The following is a 17,238-nucleotide window of genomic DNA, read 5'->3' on the forward strand; positions in this document are numbered from 1 at the left end:
TCATTAGCAAGAAGGAACAAGAATGGCTCTTTTGACATTGCACGGCGCTTCCCTGTCGTTCAGTGATTTTCCACTGCTCGACCAGGCCGAGCTCACCATCGAGCGGGGCGAGCGCCTCTGTCTGGTGGGGCGCAACGGGGCGGGCAAGTCCACCCTGATGAAGGTGATCGCCGGCGAACTGCCGCTGGATGACGGTCGTCTGGTGCTGCAGCAAGACTTGAAAGTGACCCGCCTCGAGCAGGATCCCCCCGCCTCGAGCGAGCTCACCGTGTTTGACTATGCCGCCGAAGGGCTGGCCGGGGTAGGGGAGCTGCTCAAGCAGTATCACCATATCTCCATGGAGCTGGCACACGATGCCTCCGATGCCAACATTCGCAAGATGAGCCAGTTGCAGGAGCAGCTCGACTACCAGAACGGCTGGCAGTTCGAGACTCGCATCAACCAGGTGCTGACCCTGCTCGGTCTGGATCCCGACGTGACCCTCGACAGCCTCTCCGGCGGTTGGCTGCGCAAGGTGGCCCTGGCCCGCGCGCTGGCCTGCGATCCGGATCTGCTGTTGCTGGACGAGCCGACCAACCACCTGGACATCGATGCAATCAACTGGCTGGAAGAGTTCCTCAAAGATTTTCGCGGCGCTATCGTCTTCATCTCCCACGACCGGGAGTTCATCCACAAGCTGGCGACCCGGATCATCGATCTGGATCGCGGCGTGATCACCTCCTGGCCCGGCAACTACGACGAGTACCTGCAGGGCAAGGAGGAGTGGCTGCGGGTCGAGGAGCTGAAAAATGCCGAGTTCGATCGCAAGCTGGCCCAGGAAGAGGTGTGGGTGCGCCAGGGGATCAAGGCCCGCCGTACCCGCAACGAGGGACGAGTGCGTGCCCTCAAGGCGATGCGCATGGAGCGGACCCAGCGCCGTGAGCTGCAGGGCAAGGCCAAGCTGCAGCTGGACGAAGCGGGCCGCTCCGGCAAGCTGGTATTTGAAAGTGAAGGCTTGGGTCTCGACTTTGGCGATCGCACCCTGTTTCAGGGGCTGGATCTGCAGGTGTTGCGTGGCGACAAGATTGCGCTGGTCGGCCCCAACGGCTGTGGCAAGTCGACCCTGATCAAGCTGCTGCTCGGCCAGCTCGAGGCAACCCGCGGCTCGGTGCGTCAGGGCACCAACCTGGAAGTGGCCTATTTCGATCAGTACCGCGAACAGCTCGACCCCGAGAAGACGGTGGTGGACAACGTGGGCGAGGGCAAGCAGGAGGTGATGGTGCGCGGCCGCTCCCGCCACATCCTCGGCTACCTGCAGGACTTCCTGTTTGAGCCAAAACGGGCACGCACTCCGGTGAAAGCCTTGTCAGGGGGCGAAAAAAACCGTTTACTGTTGGCCAAATTGTTCTTGAAGCCCAGTAATTTACTGATCCTCGATGAACCAACCAACGACCTGGATGTCGAAACGCTGGAACTGCTGGAAGAGCTGCTGGCGGACTATCCCGGTACCCTGCTGCTGGTGAGCCACGATCGTCGTTTCATCGACAATACCGTGACCGGTTGCTGGTTGTTTGAAGGGGATGGGCGGATCAGTGATTATGTGGGGGGCTATGCCGACATGATGGCCACCCGTGCCCAGCAGCAGTCTCAGCTGGCCGCACAGCAGGCGGCGAAGCAGCCCCAGAGCAAGGCGCCAGAGCCTGTCGTGACGCAGGCGCCGGTCGTGGCAAAACAGAAGAAACTCTCTTACAAGTTGCAGCTGGAGCTGGATAATCTGCCAGCCCGGCTGGAACAGCTGGAGGCGGAGCTGGATGCCCTGCAGACGGAGATCAACCACCCCGGTTTCTTCTCCCTGCCTGCGGAGCAAACCCAGACCAAACTGGATGCCCTGAATGCCGCAGAGGCGGCATTGGAACAAGCCTTCTCCCGCTGGGAGGAGTTGGAAGCGTTGAAACATCAGGACTAAGGAAGTAGATGAAAAAGCAATTATCCATGCTGGCCATTCTGGTCAGCGCCAGCCTGAATGCCCAGGCGGCACAAAGTCCCTTTTTCACCATTGTCGATGCGTCCGACAAGGGTTACGCCAGCGGGATCAGCGGCGACGGCAACGGGCTCATCGGGATCAACACCAAGAACAACATGGCTGAGCACTTCTCGACCGTGCGCTTCGCCGACTTCCTGGTTGACCGCTTCCGCTTTGAGCAGGGCTGCATGCTCTCCAACTCGGTCTGCAACTCCTTCTGGAACGACAACAGCAACTTCGCCTACCAGTGGCGTCGTGACTTCCTCGACGGTGTCGACCAGCGCAACAACGTAGGTTACGTGCAGCTGGGCGAGACCGACGGTCTGGTGACCGCGCTGGGTGACGTACCCGGCACCCGGGCGGGCTACAAGATGAGTGGTAAGGTGCGTACCGCCTTTGCCGTGGTCGAGGAGGGCAACCCCGTCGAGCTGAAGGATGGCGCCGGCACTCACAGCCTGAGCGTGCCGACCAGCATCAAGAAGCTGGACAACGGCCAGTATCTGGTGACCGGTACCGCCGCCACCGGCAAGAACATCGCCGTCAACTCCGAAACCTACAACTGGTGCTTTGCCGGCAACGACGGCCAATACGGTGACTACCGCTACTGCCCGGGCCTCAACACCCAGGCGAGCTTCTGGCTGGTCAACAGTACCGGTACCTTCAACAAGCTGCTGCAGGCCAACGAGTATGCCCGGGGCCGCAACGAAGTGGTGCAGACCGCTTCCGCGCTCGGCGTGGGCAAATTCAACGGCACGCTGTATGGGGTAGGGTACTCCTCCACCGGCGAGATCGGCACCAACTACCTGGATGGCCGCAACCTGGCCGCCTACTGGACACTGGATCTGGATGGCAGCAAGGTAGGGACCACCCAGATCATCCCGCTGGCCGAAGGCGAGCCCGGCAAGGATGACGCCAAGCTGCAACACAGCTGGGCCGTGGGGGTCAACGACAACGGTTATGTGGTCGGCAACCAGCTCTATCGTATCAACAAGGGCCAGAACCGCCCGGTGGAGATGTTCGTGTTCAACCTGAACACGCCGACCACCAACGCCGTGGTCTCCCTGCAGGACAAGCCGCTCAGCGGCTCCGGCTCGGAAGCGGCCGCCATCAACAACCACAACATGGTGGTTGGCTGGCGTGACTCCCGTCATCAGACCCAACCCGTGGTCAACGGCACCAACCGCATGCAGGAAGGCTTCCTGCTCAACGCGGCGACCGGCAACAACTGGTACCTGAACGATCTCATCTGCGGTCTGGATGATGCAGGTGCCAAACAGTGTGCCCAGAACGGTTACTACTACCACATCGCTTATGCCAGCGGCATCAGCGAGAATGGGACTGTGGCCGCGACCGCCTATCGCTACAACAGCGAGAGCGATCTGAACAACCGCACCAATGCTACCGTGGTTAGCGTCAAGCTGGCACCAGTCGTGACCGACTACAAGAACAACGATCCGGCCGGTTATGTGGTCGCCAACGCACCGGTCAACAACCAGACCGGTCAGGATGGCGGCAGCGGTGGTGGCAGCCTGTTCTGGTTGACTCTGCTGGCCCTGCCATTCGCCTGGCTGCGCCGTTTCCAGCGCTAAAAAGTTGTGTCACTAAAAATTAATGCGGTTCAGTGTCTTGTGTCACAATGACCGGATAGCATGAAATTTTTTGTTTGACCCTGCCAACCCCCTGGGGTAAAGATGAAAGCGACCGATGAAAAATTGGTCGCTTTTTTTGTTCCACGGAAGAGGGTCGTAGATGATGAAGAGACAAAAACGGGACCGTCTGGAAAGAGCTCGTGCTCGTGGTTATCAGGCTGGCGTGGTCGGCAAACAGAAAGAAGCGTGTCCGTATCAATGCCTGGATGCACGTGGGCACTGGCTTGGTGGTTGGCGTGATGCCATGGAAGGGCGGGGCTCAGGCCTCTTCATGAAGTAGTCGGTACTTCATCACACATTGCAAAAAGGAAAGGGGCCATGGCGGCCCCTTTACGTTGTGCGGTCTGACCAGGTGGTCAGTCAGCTTATCAGAATGCGGTGGTGTCCTTGAACAGGCCCACTTTCAGGTCGGTGGCGCTGTAGATGGGGCGGCCATCCACTTCCACCACGCCATCGGCAATTCCCATCACCAACTTGCGATTGATGACGCGCTTGAAGGTGATCTTGTAGGTCACTTTCTTGGCTGTCGGCAGGATCTGACCGGTGAATTTCACCTCGCCAACCCCCAGCGCACGGCCTTTGCCGGGGCCACCTTTCCAGCCAAGGAAGAAACCAACCAGCTGCCACATGGCATCCAGACCGAGACAGCCAGGCATGACGGGATCACCCGGGAAGTGGCAATCGAAGAACCAGAGATCCGGCGTGATGTCGAGTTCTGCCAGGATCTCACCTTTACCGTGCTCACCACCGTTGTCATTGATCTTGACGATGCGATCCATCATCAACATGTTGGGGGCGGGCAGCTGGCTGTTGCCCTCACCAAACAGCTCGCCACGGCTGCAGGCGAGCAGCTCTTCACGGGTAAACGAGTCTTTGCCTTGTTCACACAGGGAAAGGCGGGCATCAATGGTGGAATTGTCTACGGTCACGCTGGTTATCCTTAAAATGGGTCAAAGCCGGGCCAATTTAGCGTACAGATGTTCGCTAAACAACTCCGATCACTTCGTTTATACCCCGAACAGCCTGCCAAACAGGCGGCGCAGCACGCCCCCCTTGACGGCCTCGGTGCCGTTGAGCTCATCCAGGCGCTGCTGGATGCGGCCAAACAGGGTATCCGGCATGTCCGGTTCGCCCGCCACACAGCCCGTCAGCAGTTCGATGGCCTCTTCCACATGATCCACCGGGTGGATATGGAACTGGCCAGCCTCTACTGCCGCGATCACTTCATCAGAGAGGTTGAGCTGCTGAGCGTTGGTACCGGGCAGCAGGATCCCCTGTTTGCCGGTGAGGCCGTGGATCTTGCACACCCGGAAGAAGCCCTCGATCTTCTCGTTGACGCCGCCGACGGCCTGCACGTTGCCGAACTGGTCGACCGCGCCGGTAACCGCAAAGTGCTGGTAGATAGGCTGGCGGGCGAGGGCGGAGAGCAGGGCACACAGACCGGTCAGAGACGCGCTGTCACCATCGATCTCATGGTAGGACTGTTCGAACACCAGGTTGGCCGACAGCGGGGAGGGATTCTCGGCACCAAATTTGTTGGAGAGATAACCGTGAATGATCATCATCGCCTTGGCGTGGATATGACCTGCCAGCTCCGCCTTGCGCTCGATGTCCGCCACATCACCATCCCCCAGATGCACGGTGGCGGTGAGGCGCACCGGCTCGCCGAAATCATAGGGGTGCCCTGAGACCTGAATGACGGAGAGACCGTTGATCTGACCCACTTCCTCACCATCGGTCTGCAGCAGGATCTGGCCGTCGATGACCCCCTGATCGGACTGCTCGACTAGGTAGTTGAGCCGATAATCCTGCTCTTCCAGTGCTCCACGGATGTGCTCGTCGGTGACGACGTCCGCTTCCAGCTCACGTGCCAGGCTGTCGGCCATGCGCATGATGGCTGAGAGCTGCACCTCGGAGAGGGAGAGCCACTCCTGATGATCACAGAGCCGGCTGGCATGGCGGCAGAGGGCGGCGAGGGCGGTCGGCGTGAAGTCCAGCAGGTTCCAGCGCTCGCGCAGCCAGGCCAGATATTGCAGATAGTCAGGCAGCTCCTCTTCGATGTTCACCTCGGAGACCAAGTCCGCGCGCAGGAAGATGCGCTCCGACATGTCTCTGTCCAGCATCTGGAACTCGGCTACATCGAGCCGGTCACCGACCAGGATCAGCTTGAGCTTGATGGGGGTGGCTTCCGGTGTGAAGAAGGGGGTGAGGGTCTTGCCTTCCTGATAGGCGTTCCAGTCCAGCTCGCCTTTTTGCATCGCGTTTTTGAGCTTGAACCAGAGGTGGGGCTGATCCAGCAGCTCATCCAGCTGCAGGATCAGATAGCCACCATTGGCCTGACGCAGCAGGCCAGGTTCCAGCAGGTGCTGGTTGGCATAGACGGAACCTTGCTCGGTCTGGTAGTTGATGGAGCCGAACAGGGTGTCCCAGTTGAGATCGCGGCCATACACCACGGGGGCTTCCTGTTCCTCATGGTGGATCAGCAGGTTGATGAGGACCGGGTGCTGAAATTCGAGCCCTTGTGCCACATGGGCGGCCAGATCGGAGAGAAAATCATCGATCTTGGGATCGTTGTTCTGCTTGCGCATGATGCGGGTGACCAGACGCTCGGCATCCAGATGGTGGCTCATCAACTTGAGCAGTTCACCGACCATTTCACAAAACTCGATGCCGGTACCGGGTTGCAGGCGCAGCCAGATGGGTTTGAACGGATTGTTCAGGTTTTCCGTGTAGCAGAGATCGAACAGGTCGCCATCCTTGCCATTGGAGGCGGCGATCAGCGTCTGGCAGACATCTTCATAGTCGACCCCGGGGAAACCGTTGAGCAGCATGACCGGGCAGTCGCCATCAAAACTGGCGAGACGCTTGATGCCGGAGATTGCCCTGGGTTGCAGCGCGGCAAACGGAATGGGTTCGAGCTCGCTGAGGGCAGGAAACTGTTCAATCGCAAAAGCAGGTTTTAATTGTTCTGATGTTAATTCAGCCACTTAAGACATCCGGTCGGAGATAGGATCAATTGTTGCCATTATACACAGTTCAATAAGTGGTAACAGGAAACAAGATACTGCATTTAACATAATATACATTATGCGCGGTTAGGTCATGCCCGTGGCTAGGGGCCAGAAACACCGCTGCCGCAAGGGCTACAGCCGTGCCGGCTCCTTTGGTGTACTTCGCCAGGATGTCGTACCAAGCTCGTTTCAACTCGGGATCCGTCTCTCTGGCAGCAGCCAGACTTAACAGCACTTCTTTGGCATCCAGGCCAATTTCCTCAGCCAGCTTTTTTGCAGTGGCATCAGTGAGTTGCGACTTACCTTTGTTCACGGCTGAGATGTAGGACGTTGTAAATCCCAGGTCTGCGGCGACTTCCTGAAACTGGCTGTACTTTTTGGCCCTCATGTAGGCCTGAATGAGCGTTTTCGAGTCCATGTTTCTGTCTCCTGAGTAGTTCGACAATGGAACCATCATACCGATTTTGACGAAAAGCACCTTGTTTCAATTCAACTGATCACATGGTTGAATGCAATCAACCAACCATTTGATTGCATGAGCCATGACCTACTGTAGCCCACAAAACCAGGATCTGCCCGCGCTCACCGAGCGCAAGGTCTACTGGCAAGCAGAGCCCACCGGCGATGTCTCCGCTTGTGTGGCCGGTCAGGTCGAGATGTTCCGCGACCTGCACGAGATGCGGATCTATCTGTCCATGACGTACCCCGACACCGCCTTTGAGCTGGTCGAGGTGACCGAGGACACATGGCAAGGCTTCTATGACCAGGGAGTGTTTTTCGATGACTGGTCATAACGCCGTGATGCCGATAAATAGCGTTATCGGCAACAAAACCCTGATCGACTATCTGTCGTTTACCTGGGCGCCGACCGAACTGCGCCAGATGACCGAGCTGGCCAAGCAAGGCGCCTTGCTCAAGGCCATCCCGCGCTTCGAGACCCAGAGCAAGGCCATTCAGGCTGCCTTTGCCGCCCAGCCGGTCGAGGGCCTGCGCTATCTGTGGAAGCGCCCTGTCGGGTTCGCTCCCCTCACCCGCTTCGACAAGGTGACTGAGCGCCTCTATGACAAAGCCGAGCGCCAGCAGTCTGCCGCCTCCCCTGCCCCTGCACGGGTCTTTGACAAGGCCACTGAGCGGTTGAGTCTCAAGGGTGTGGCCGCCTCCCCTGCCCCGGTGCTGACGCCTTCCATGACCGACATGATGGAACGTGCCCTGCACTCCGGCTACCAGTCCCGCGCCGACATGCGCCAGGAGCTCAAAGCCGTCTGCGCTGACCTGCTCAAGTTCTCCCAGTTCGAGGTGGTCGAGGGTGCCAAGTATTGGGAAGCCTATAACGACCTTATCGACTGCTACGGCGTCCAGTTCCTGGATGCCCTCTGCTGCAACGAGATCGAGCTGTGGCTGGAAGAACTCAATACCCGCATCGGTGTCCCTATCCCCGAGCCGCGCTTTACCATGCGCCCTCGCCGCTCCGGTCTGCACGGTTACGCCAACTCGGCTGACCTGCTGTGTGACGGGATGCCCTGCGGGCTGATTGGTTGGGGTGCGGCTAACCATGGCTGTATGGTGAGTTTTTCCGGTGTGGGTTGTGCGGCCCTCGATTTCCAGGCTTTGCACTCCGTTATCTCTCACGTGCCAGGTCTGCGCATCACTCGGGTCGACCTTGCCCTGGATGACTACAGCGGCAAACACATCACTTACCAGGGCGCGATAGCCGGCGCCGAAGCCGGCGAGTTTCACCCGCAGCGTGGCCGTGCGCCTTCCTGGATGAAGATTGAATCGGGCGAGTTCGTGATCACCGAGGTGGCCAAGGGCATCGCCAAGCGTTTCGGCATGGTGCCGAGCAAGGGTTGCTCTTTCTACGTGGGCAGCCGTATCAACGGCAAATGTGCGCGGATATATGAGAAAGGCAAACAGATGCAATCGGCCGAGTTCCCAAACTGGGTACGCGCCGAAGGCGAATTACACAATAAGGATAGAGTCATTCCGCTGGATGTCCTGGTAAACCCTGACCCTTATTTTGCGGGGATGTATCCGCAATTTGCCAAATGGCTGGATGCGGTTTGCCAGGAAGAAATAACACCGGTACGTGTGACCACCTTTAAAAATAAATTCAAAACGTCCAGGGACAACGCCGTATTTAATATGTCCAGAATGGCCGGTCGCCTTGTCAATTGGTTAGCAAACATCGAGGGGCTATCCCCTGAGAAGATTGTTAACCAATTAACAGCGCACTTGGAAGAAACCGATATTCCAGCGCGGTTAAGAATGCCAGTTCCTCCTGACCTGGACGAACTGCCATTATTTTCGACCTAACAATGGTTCTTCAAAGGATAAATAATATGTCTCTGCTGACTGGTATTTTGGTTACCCGCGTTACTCATGGTTATGGCGTCTCCCGTAAATCTGGCTCGCCGGTTCCCTATGACTTTGCCCAGGTGGAATACCTGGCAGTGGCTAATAACGTGAACAAGCCCGAGTGCAATATCACCTCCTGGGGCTATGAAGTGCGTCAATTAGCCCTGCGCAACGATGCGGCCACCATTAAAGAGCTGGCCGACTGCCCGAAATTGGTGGCAGTGGATCTTGTCCTGGAAGCGGATCCCCAGAATCCGACCCGCAACGTGGTTGTTGGCTTCCAACCCACCAAAAAGCAGCCGGTATAACCACCGCGCCGCGAGGAGGAGGAGCGAGAGCGCGCAGCGAGCGACGACGAGGGCGCGATAATGCTTTGTCTAGATATTACCTCTGAAGGATATGCCCGCTTAGCTGAGGGGGATTCGTGTAATTACGTGCTCTTGACTGTCCAGGAGCACGCCAAATTAACGGATATATCGAGCTGGTTTGAATTTGATGTATCCACTGTGTCGATGGCCTTTGGCTTCGGATTATTAATCTGGATCACTGGCCTCAAACTGGGCGCAATTGCCCGTGTCATCGTAAGTGCAAAAAGAGGATAAACGAGTATGAAAAACTATTTCCGTAATGGCTGTATCGCTGCTGTGTGCTCCCTGTCTACCGGTGCGGCCTTTGCCGAAGGTACAGCCGCTGCTGATGCCGCTGCCAAGGCCCTGGACGCCACCCAGTCGGACGTGACCGCAACCTCTCCCAAGGTCATGCTGGTTGTGGCCACCTGTGTGGGCGTGGGCATCCTGATCAGCCTGATGCGCAAAGCCTAAGCATGTCTTTGCTCATCGGAACGCTGTGGTTCCTGTTCTTTGTTGAAGGCTACAGGTCATCGTTTTCGATATGACACAAAGGCGGCTCCGGTCGCCTTTTTTATTGGGGGTACTGTGCGCATCGCTTGGCTTTTATTGCTGTTTCCGCTGGGGGCTTCGGCGGGTTGTCCTGTCGGGCTCCGCCTGTCTAACGTGCCTATTTCTACTGCGCTGCCGTTCTGCGTGAAATGGGAAAGTTCCTCCCAGGGAGGCTGCTTTGTCGGGTGTCCAGGTATCTGCCTGCAGTTCCCAGATGCCGGCACCATGGGGCCGATTGAGAGCACCGGCCAGGAGTGCTCAGTGGGCGGTGGATCCGATGGGGATGGCGGCTCGGATGGCGATGGTAATGGTAGCAATGGCAATAACGGCAATAATGGCGATGTAATTCCCAATCTGCCGCCCAACGGGATTCGTGTCGGTGGTGATAAGCAGGAAATGACCACGGACGCCTTGCGTCAGGTGAATAATACCTTGATAACGGGTTTTACTAGCTTGATGTCGAGCTCAGCGGGGGCTAATCGGAATGCACAAAATATTAATGTCAAAATGGATGATGTTCTTCGTTATATGAAGGCCACCAATAATGGCCAGGTTGGCATGGAAAACAGTATTCGGGAGCAGACAGCGTTAGAGCATAAGTTTTATGATGAATTTCTTGGGCTTAAAAATGCCATCGTAAACCCACAGGATGGGCCTGGACAAAGCACTGGAGAATATCGAGCGCTCAAAGAATTACAAAATAACTTCTTCGGCCCTGACTTTGACAAAAATTATGGTGGCTACCATATGTACGGGGTTATGCGGTCAATGCTATATGACATTGAGTCGATGAAAGGCCGCGTGCATGAATCCGCCAGCGATATGCACAACCTTTATTCCTACACCATGCAAGATATGCGAAATAATAGCATTGAAATGAACCGCAATATTAAGGCCATTGCTGAGGCCCTGCAAAATGGCGGTACAAATGGTGGTGATAGCACCGGCGGCACAGGTAACGGCAGCAATGGTAATGGCAATAATGGCCCAGGCATTGATTACTCACAAATGCCTGGCTCTGCAGAAAATCCGCTGCATGTAACAGGGTCTGAATATACATCCCAGCTCTGTAAAGGTGGTGCGCACTGTTTCTTTGACCTGGAAACCATTAATAAGCAGTTCCAGGAACATAAGGAACAACTCAAGAATACCCATAACGGTATTAAAGAAGATATGGTCGATATGTTCCGGTATAGCCTGAGCGGGTCGGCGGCGGTGCCCAAGTGTTTTGATATGTTCTCGATGTTTGGCCGCTCTTATTCCGTCTGCCCCGAGGTCGAGGGATATTGGGAAATGATAGCGGCCATCATGATGTTCATCTTCTATTTTCTGGCGCTGATGATTGTGGCTAAGAGGTGATATATGGAATGGATGAGTGATTTCTTTAACGGATTTTTCAACGATATATATCAACTGGCGGTGCAGTTTGCAGCCTGGATAACAGTTAAATTGGCGATTCAGTGGGTCGAGTTCAAAATATTCCTGCTCACTTTTTCCTGGGACGTTGCCAAGCAGATACTGATTAACCTGCAATTCAGCGACCTGATCTCCGCCTCCTTTAATAACCTGCCCTCTCAAATGAGGGGGATCTTGCTCTATTTGCACGTTGATAAAGGGCTGTCGATATTGACGCAAGCCTTTGTGACCCGTTTCTTGCTGAATATGTTGGGGTGGTAAGGCATGTCTATCAAGATCCACCACGGCGCCCCTGGTTCCTATAAGTCGTCAGGGGCCATTCATACCGATGTGATACCGGCCATCAAGGCGGGCCGTCATATCGTTACCAACGTGCGCGGCTTTACCGCGGAGCGGTGCAAAGAGGTATTGGGCAAGGAAGTGCCTGACGAGTTCCAGGTCACCTATATCGAGACAGAATCCCAGGAAGGACGCGATCACCTCGCCCGCTTTTATCATTGGGCGCCCAAAGGGGTTTTCTTCCTGGTCGATGAAGTGCAGCGAATATTCCCGCCTTCCTGGCGGCAGAGCGATTTAGACCGGCTGAATTATCCAGGTGGGCCGGATGTGGCCAAAGCCGATGGCCGGCCAGAGACGATTGACGTGGCCTTTGATATGCACCGTCATCATAACTGGGACTTTGTATTTACGACTCCGAACATCAAAAAGGTGCACCAGGTAATTCGGGCTGCTGCCGAAACGGCCATTCGTCATACCAATATGGCGATATTGGGGATTGGTGGTCGATATAAGACGGTGCTTCACCTCTCTGATAACTCCGGTACGTCCATGAATGACGTGCTGCAAGCCAAGCCATTTAATAAGGTGCCCAAGTATGTTTTCAAGCTTTATGACTCGACTACAACCGGTAAGGTCTCGGATACAATCGCGGGCAGCTCGATATTACGAGACCCTAAAATTCTGTTTATTCTGGCGATTTGGGGACTCTGCGTATTCTTTGGCTTCATCAAGCCTGAATATATTGATGCTCCTGCTAAGGCCGATGAAACCGCTTCTGCCGCTGTTCCGGCTGCTGGGGCGGTGGGTGCTTCGCCCGTTGCTGATGTACGTCCTGGTGGCGCTCCTGCTGCGTCTGCTGCTGGCGTCCTTGCTGTAGGGCCGTTTGCCGGCCATCAGCTCATTATCAGCTGTCACGTCCTGATAAAGGATCACTTGGGCGAGTATCGGGTTGAGTATTGCTTCTCGCTGCGCAAAGGTGATGACGTGCAACCGCTCGACAGGGACGATTGGCCGGAGGAACTTGCCAGGGTGGATCCCATGAGTGCATGCCATGCGGTGGTAAAGTACCAGGGGCAGCCTGTGGACGTGTACTGTGACCCCGAGGGGGACGCCCTGCGCCGGAAATACAATGCCACCCTCTTTGCGGGTGGCGATAACAAGCCAGCAAATACTGATGACCGGACATAACTCCCCTCTCCTGCCGGTGGCCGCCATTCTCCAGGTCGGCCACTGAACCCCAGGGGCGTGAGCCCCTATAAGGCGACACACTAAGGCCCATTGTCGGGAAAGTGGTGGGATCGCCGAAACTTCTTTGGAATGCTCCTGTGAGGCTGTGCCTCCCCCCTTCCCTGCTAAACCGTCTTTACTGCCCCGCTAGAGTGCCCAGCCGAAGGCTATGGGGCACGTCCAGCGCCTTTCTATGCCTCCTGTCGAAGACAAGCTGCACTCACAGCACCAGTCGGTTTGCCCCCCCCGTGTAGTAATACGGGGGGAATTCTACCTCTGCCGTCTACACCTTCTGCCTTTTGACCGCTCTTGATGGTTGAGGCTTTCGGCTTAGGCCCACTCGGGGGAACGGTTGAACCAACCTTCAGCTTGCTAGCTTGTCAGTAATCCAAGCATGCGCTTCATCCATTCTAAGGAAGTCTTTGACAACGTGATGCTTCAGTGAAGGGATTCGGCTTAATGATATCGAATACAGGGTTGGAGAGGATATGACATGCCCTTGAGCTACCAGCTTGGTATGTCTTAGCCATTGGTGAAAGCCTTCTGCTATCTCAAGGGCTTCGCCAGTGCCACCTGTGTAGCCTCTGGCATCTATCAACAGTCCAAAAGGTTCATTTTTGATGGGCTCAATCATGGATTTCATTCCATTAACCCATGCTTTCATGCCCTCTTTGTTGAAGGTCCCGCTCATTTCGCACGAGATCAGGTGATGGGTTATTGGTTTTATTGCGAACTCACCATGTTCGAATCTCAGTGGCATATGACCTCCGATGGCAAGAAGATGTATCTTGATTCTCGCTCTACACGGAGTGGTTTGCAAATAGGTCTGATTGGGTATTTTTTGCCATAAAAAAGGGGGAGTGCTCCCCCATGTGATTAACCTATCCCGAGCTTTTTCCTCCAGTAGAAAGCAGCTATCTGCTGTTCGGATCTCTCCATCTGGATGATGGCAAGTGCCTCTATCCTGCGTCTGTCGAACCTCACTCCGGTGGGTGACACAAGGCAATCATTCATCATTCTCCAGCCTTCCCAGTGCTTCCAGATAGTGGGTAACTCCCTACCCGATGCCATCCGCATAAGCCGTTTATAGACAGGAGGGATCTCTGTACCCTTATCCCAATATGTGACCTGTCTCACAGAAACGAAACATAGATTTGCCGTCTCCTCTTTCGATAAACCGCATTCAAACCAACGAAAAATGAAGTTTTTGGTCAACTCTCGTTCCATCCAAGTAAATACCTGATAAACCAGCAAAATTGCGTGGGTTGGCTTATCGGCAGGTTTCAGATGGGCATTTAACTAAACACGGCATTATGCGCGGTTGAGAATATGGAGCAATTTAGTGTCCTGGATTGGTTCAACAACACTGGGTTGGTTTGCCATGAACGAATTTTCCCCTTTCTGTTATCTCTCACTGTTGAACTTAATCATGTAGCCGATCCAGTGGTTTGTGATTGGCACTCTCGTGACGTTCGCTGTTGCCGGTGTGCAGGTATTTGGAGGTGGTATCGATGCTGTCGTGGCCGGCATCGGCCTGCACATGGGACAAGGGCCGGCCGTTGAGGTTGATGTCGTGAGTGATGCCAGTATGGCGAATGGAGTGCGGTGTCAGGTTGCGCATCTCTGCGCCATCCTGGGCAAAGCCATCCTGTTCCGCCAGCGTAGCGGCCGCCTGAATGACGGCCATCACCAGCTCGCGCAGCTGACGGATGCCGAGGTTGGCATTGAGCTCACCTTGTTCACGGCCGTGGGCTGCGGCCTTGTGACGCACAAACAGTGGCGTCTGTTCATCGGGTACCGGCAGTGGCGAGAGACCGAGAAACGTCCGGTAGCGTTTGAGGGCCTCCAGCAAGGCATGGGAGACCGCCACGGTGCGGCGCTTGCCACCCTTGCTGCGGGGAATGTAATAACCCCAGACGCCGGTTTTCCCATCGCGGCGAAACTGCCCCATGACGGGGGTAAAACCCGGCCTTGCCGCCACCTCGGAGATGCGCAGGTAGCAGGCATACATCAGGCTGATCAGAAAGCGGCTGCGCTCGTGCTGCTCCGGTGACTCGGTGGCCAGCCGATCGGCCGCCTGCATCACATAGGACCACTGCAGCTCGCTGAAGGCCTGGCCCTGATCATCCGGCTCCTGCTGGACGGTGCGCTTCACCCGTTGCAGCAAAAGCGCCGGGTTGCGGTCCATGTACTCTTCCTGGATCAAAAACTGAAAAAAGGCCGACAGAATGGCGAGCTTGGTCTTCATGGCTTGCTCGCTGAGACGGTACGGCAGTTCACGGCCCAGCTCCCGTTTGCCAAGGAAGGGTCGCCACTGGGGATTGGGCAGGCGCTCTCCCCACTCCTTGTCGAGCACGAACTGCGCCACGTTGCGATAGGCAATCAGGGCCGCTGGCGGTGACTGGCAATAATCGAGATAGCGCATCATGATGCGCCGGGTCAGCTCCTTTGGGCTGATGCGCATCTCGCCAAAGCACCAGTGCAAGAACGTGGTCAGCTCACTGCGATAGGTCTTGTAGTTGTTCTCGTTGTTGCGCTGCTCCAGCAGCCAGTCGACGGCAAGCTCGTAGACGATCCCGGCATCGGGTACGTCGGTGAGGCTGAGGTTGGCCAGGTACTGATTGACCTGGGGGTTGCCCGCCTCCAGGTATGCCAAGCCATCGAACAGCGGCATGGCGGGTGGAAGTATGGTTGTGGTCATGGTCTTGCTTGAAATGGTTCTGGCTTGCGGCCTGCTCAAGGGTGATGCCGATAAATGGGGTTATCGGCATCATCGGTGGTGGGAACATTGTCAGGAAACATGGATGCAGTCACCACGTGGAATCACTGCGAACACATTCTTATCCCATTCAATGAATATGCACTCTTGTCAAAAAATTCTCGGGGTAAATAGTCTGAAAATTGACTGTTAATTCTATATTTTTGAATAAGGAAGTGTTTGACCGTGACGGCTCGCCCCTTTTCCTTGTCCTTCTTCACCCTGTTATCCAGACGCTTTGCTACGCAACCCGCTTGAGTGACTTGCCTTTGGGTTCGGTTGCTTCACTCTGGGTTTCCTGGCTCTCTGCCTTGTTGCTCCCCTGCCCCTTTCCACCGCGCAATACGCTCTGCAGTGCGTCCCGCTGTTCGGCCAGATAGAAGGCCAGGCTCTCCTGCTGTTCCGGCTCGAGTGCAATGGGAGCCGCGGCCAGCAGCGTCATCAACTCATCGGCAGTGTCCAGCAGCTTGTCATAGGCGTCAGCCTCTTTCTTGCTGGTAAAGGTCATCTTCTCCACTCCCCCACGTACCACAACATATTTGATCTCAACGGCCATAGTGGCGTCCTCCTTCTGATGGTGAATACAAGTATATGTATGGATATACAGTATTGCAAATAGCCACAGGCAGATAGGCTTGAGCCGCGACTGACCGAGAGCGGGTTGGCCGTCACATTGATGAAAGGGTCATTTGACTTCCACGCCAAACTGGTCGGATGATTGGGTCATGACGATAACAAAGCAACTACTGATCCTGCTGCTGGTTGAGGTGACACTCCTTGGGAGCATCGCTTACCTTGCCATCGGCCTCTCTTGGGCGCCCTCCATCTTGTTTGTGGTGGTAGCCCTGTTGGGGCTGCGCACCCTGGTGGTATTGCTGACCTGGGGCTTTTCCCATTTCTATCCTGTGCCTGCCATCGGCTGGCGAGCCTGGCTGCCCATGGTGGGGCGGGAGATAGTGGCCTACCTGCTGACCTTCACCTGGCTGCTGCCGTTCGAGCGCTGGCTGATGCCACCTGACAAGTTGACCCCCTCCCTCCTGCCCCTGCTGCTGATCCACGGTTATGGCTGCAGTCGCGGTATCTGGCGGGTGCAGCGGGCACGGCTGGAGGCCGCCGGTCACACGGTGGCAACCGTCACCCTGACTCCTCCCTTTGGCCATCTCGACGACATGGTGCCGCTGTTGGCCAGGCGTATCGACGAGGTGTTGGTCGCCACCGGCGCATCGCAACTGGTGTTGATCGGTCACAGCATGGGCGGACTGGTGTGCCGCGACTATCTGGCGGTGGCGGGGGGTGACAAGGTGGCGCAGCTTATCACCCTGGCCACCCCTCATCAGGGCAGCCAGCTCGCCACCCTGGGACTCGGCGACAATGCCCGCGAGATGGAGCCAGGCTCCGGCTGGTTGCAGCGCTTTGCCGCCGTGCCGCTCTGCGTACCCGGCGTCTCGGTGCGCACCAGTCACGACAACTTCGTGCTGCCCCAGTCCCGCCAGCGCCTCGATGGCATGGAGGACGTTGAGCTCGCTGCTCTCGGTCACCTCTCTCTGCTTTACTCCCGCCGCACCACGGCCCTGCTGTTGACCCTGCTCTCCCGCCCGCAGCCGCAAATGAAAAGGGCCTGATTGCTCAGGCCCTTTCCGTT

Annotated in this window: 18 protein-coding genes; 11 read left to right on the forward strand and 7 right to left on the reverse strand. The window is 56.3% G+C overall.

What is annotated here, in order from left to right; translation table 11 throughout:
* Positions 1-22 precede the first annotated feature (22 nt).
* The 3 genes from AB5Y98_RS18820 (at position 23) to rmf (ending at position 3,931) form a co-directional block, all read left to right on the forward strand.
* Positions 23-1,945: an ABC transporter ATP-binding protein gene (locus AB5Y98_RS18820; protein ID WP_139752346.1), complete on the forward strand. Its 1,923-nt coding sequence runs from the start codon at positions 23-25 to the stop codon at positions 1,943-1,945.
* A gap of 8 nt (positions 1,946-1,953) precedes the next feature.
* Entirely contained in the window at positions 1,954-3,591 is a 1,638-nt protein-coding gene (locus AB5Y98_RS18825; RefSeq protein WP_017788056.1) for a DUF3466 family protein, read from the forward strand.
* 163 nt (positions 3,592-3,754) lie between these two features.
* The gene (rmf, locus tag AB5Y98_RS18830) at positions 3,755-3,931 is read left to right on the forward strand and encodes a ribosome modulation factor (protein ID WP_010674759.1); all 177 of its coding nucleotides are present in this window, start codon (positions 3,755-3,757) and stop codon (positions 3,929-3,931) included.
* An 88-nt stretch (positions 3,932-4,019) separates the two neighbouring features.
* Here the strand turns inward: rmf and fabA are convergent, their stop codons facing one another.
* The 3 genes from fabA to AB5Y98_RS18845 form a co-directional block, all read right to left on the reverse strand.
* Complete coding sequence (fabA, locus tag AB5Y98_RS18835) at positions 4,020-4,580, reverse strand: 3-hydroxyacyl-[acyl-carrier-protein] dehydratase FabA (protein WP_126881869.1); 561 nt, start codon at positions 4,578-4,580, stop codon at positions 4,020-4,022.
* A 78-nt stretch (positions 4,581-4,658) separates the two neighbouring features.
* A complete protein-coding gene (locus tag AB5Y98_RS18840; RefSeq protein ID WP_054544919.1) occupies positions 4,659-6,638 on the reverse strand; it encodes a Lon protease family protein in 1,980 nt (659 codons plus the stop codon).
* 49 nt (positions 6,639-6,687) lie between these two features.
* Positions 6,688-7,080 (reverse strand): helix-turn-helix domain-containing protein, encoded by a 393-nt coding sequence (locus tag AB5Y98_RS18845; RefSeq protein ID WP_368232499.1) that lies wholly within the window; start codon positions 7,078-7,080, stop codon positions 6,688-6,690.
* Positions 7,081-7,204: 124 nt separating this feature from the next.
* Here AB5Y98_RS18845 and AB5Y98_RS18850 point away from each other — a divergent pair, with 124 nt between their 5' ends.
* The 7 genes from AB5Y98_RS18850 to AB5Y98_RS18880 all read left to right on the forward strand — a co-directional run bounded on the left by AB5Y98_RS18850 (position 7,205) and on the right by AB5Y98_RS18880 (position 12,799).
* Positions 7,205-7,456 (forward strand): hypothetical protein, encoded by a 252-nt coding sequence (locus AB5Y98_RS18850; RefSeq protein ID WP_065017619.1) that lies wholly within the window; start codon positions 7,205-7,207, stop codon positions 7,454-7,456.
* Positions 7,443-8,975: a replication initiation factor domain-containing protein gene (locus AB5Y98_RS18855; RefSeq protein ID WP_065017618.1), complete on the forward strand. Its 1,533-nt coding sequence runs from the start codon at positions 7,443-7,445 to the stop codon at positions 8,973-8,975. Before AB5Y98_RS18850 ends, AB5Y98_RS18855 begins: the two co-directional genes overlap by 14 nt.
* A gap of 26 nt (positions 8,976-9,001) precedes the next feature.
* On the forward strand, positions 9,002-9,325 hold the full coding sequence (locus AB5Y98_RS18860; RefSeq protein ID WP_010634003.1) for a hypothetical protein: 324 nt from the start codon (positions 9,002-9,004) through the stop codon (positions 9,323-9,325).
* 300 nt (positions 9,326-9,625) lie between these two features.
* The gene (locus AB5Y98_RS18865) at positions 9,626-9,838 is read left to right on the forward strand and encodes a major coat protein (protein WP_010634002.1); all 213 of its coding nucleotides are present in this window, start codon (positions 9,626-9,628) and stop codon (positions 9,836-9,838) included.
* 39 nt (positions 9,839-9,877) lie between these two features.
* Positions 9,878-11,275: a hypothetical protein gene (locus tag AB5Y98_RS18870; RefSeq protein ID WP_236660400.1), complete on the forward strand. Its 1,398-nt coding sequence runs from the start codon at positions 9,878-9,880 to the stop codon at positions 11,273-11,275.
* A 3-nt stretch (positions 11,276-11,278) separates the two neighbouring features.
* Positions 11,279-11,593 carry a DUF2523 family protein gene (locus tag AB5Y98_RS18875; RefSeq protein WP_010634000.1) on the forward strand — a complete coding sequence of 105 codons (315 nt, stop codon included), beginning with the start codon at positions 11,279-11,281 and terminating at the stop codon, positions 11,591-11,593.
* 3 nt (positions 11,594-11,596) lie between these two features.
* On the forward strand, positions 11,597-12,799 hold the full coding sequence (locus AB5Y98_RS18880) for a zonular occludens toxin family protein (RefSeq protein ID WP_201876978.1): 1,203 nt from the start codon (positions 11,597-11,599) through the stop codon (positions 12,797-12,799).
* Positions 12,800-13,202: 403 nt separating this feature from the next.
* Here AB5Y98_RS18880 and AB5Y98_RS18885 read toward each other — a convergent pair whose 3' ends face one another.
* The 4 genes from AB5Y98_RS18885 to AB5Y98_RS18900 all read right to left on the reverse strand — a co-directional run bounded on the left by AB5Y98_RS18885 (position 13,203) and on the right by AB5Y98_RS18900 (position 16,152).
* A complete protein-coding gene (locus tag AB5Y98_RS18885) occupies positions 13,203-13,502 on the reverse strand; it encodes a hypothetical protein (RefSeq protein ID WP_139392274.1) in 300 nt (99 codons plus the stop codon).
* A 212-nt stretch (positions 13,503-13,714) separates the two neighbouring features.
* Complete coding sequence (locus tag AB5Y98_RS18890) at positions 13,715-14,065, reverse strand: DUF3653 domain-containing protein (RefSeq protein ID WP_201876980.1); 351 nt, start codon at positions 14,063-14,065, stop codon at positions 13,715-13,717.
* A gap of 196 nt (positions 14,066-14,261) precedes the next feature.
* Positions 14,262-15,539 carry a site-specific integrase gene (locus AB5Y98_RS18895; protein WP_336290508.1) on the reverse strand — a complete coding sequence of 426 codons (1,278 nt, stop codon included), beginning with the start codon at positions 15,537-15,539 and terminating at the stop codon, positions 14,262-14,264.
* A 298-nt stretch (positions 15,540-15,837) separates the two neighbouring features.
* On the reverse strand, positions 15,838-16,152 hold the full coding sequence (locus AB5Y98_RS18900) for a YebG family protein (protein WP_005300837.1): 315 nt from the start codon (positions 16,150-16,152) through the stop codon (positions 15,838-15,840).
* A 169-nt stretch (positions 16,153-16,321) separates the two neighbouring features.
* Between AB5Y98_RS18900 and AB5Y98_RS18905 the strand changes: the two genes are divergently transcribed.
* Positions 16,322-17,218, forward strand: a complete 897-nt coding sequence (locus AB5Y98_RS18905; protein ID WP_368232502.1) for an esterase/lipase family protein — start codon at positions 16,322-16,324, stop codon at positions 17,216-17,218.
* Positions 17,219-17,238: the final 20 nt, after the last annotated feature.

Origin of the sequence: Aeromonas sp. s3 (assembly GCF_040907805.1) — a bacterium.
Classification (GTDB): domain Bacteria; phylum Pseudomonadota; class Gammaproteobacteria; order Enterobacterales; family Aeromonadaceae; genus Aeromonas; species Aeromonas dhakensis.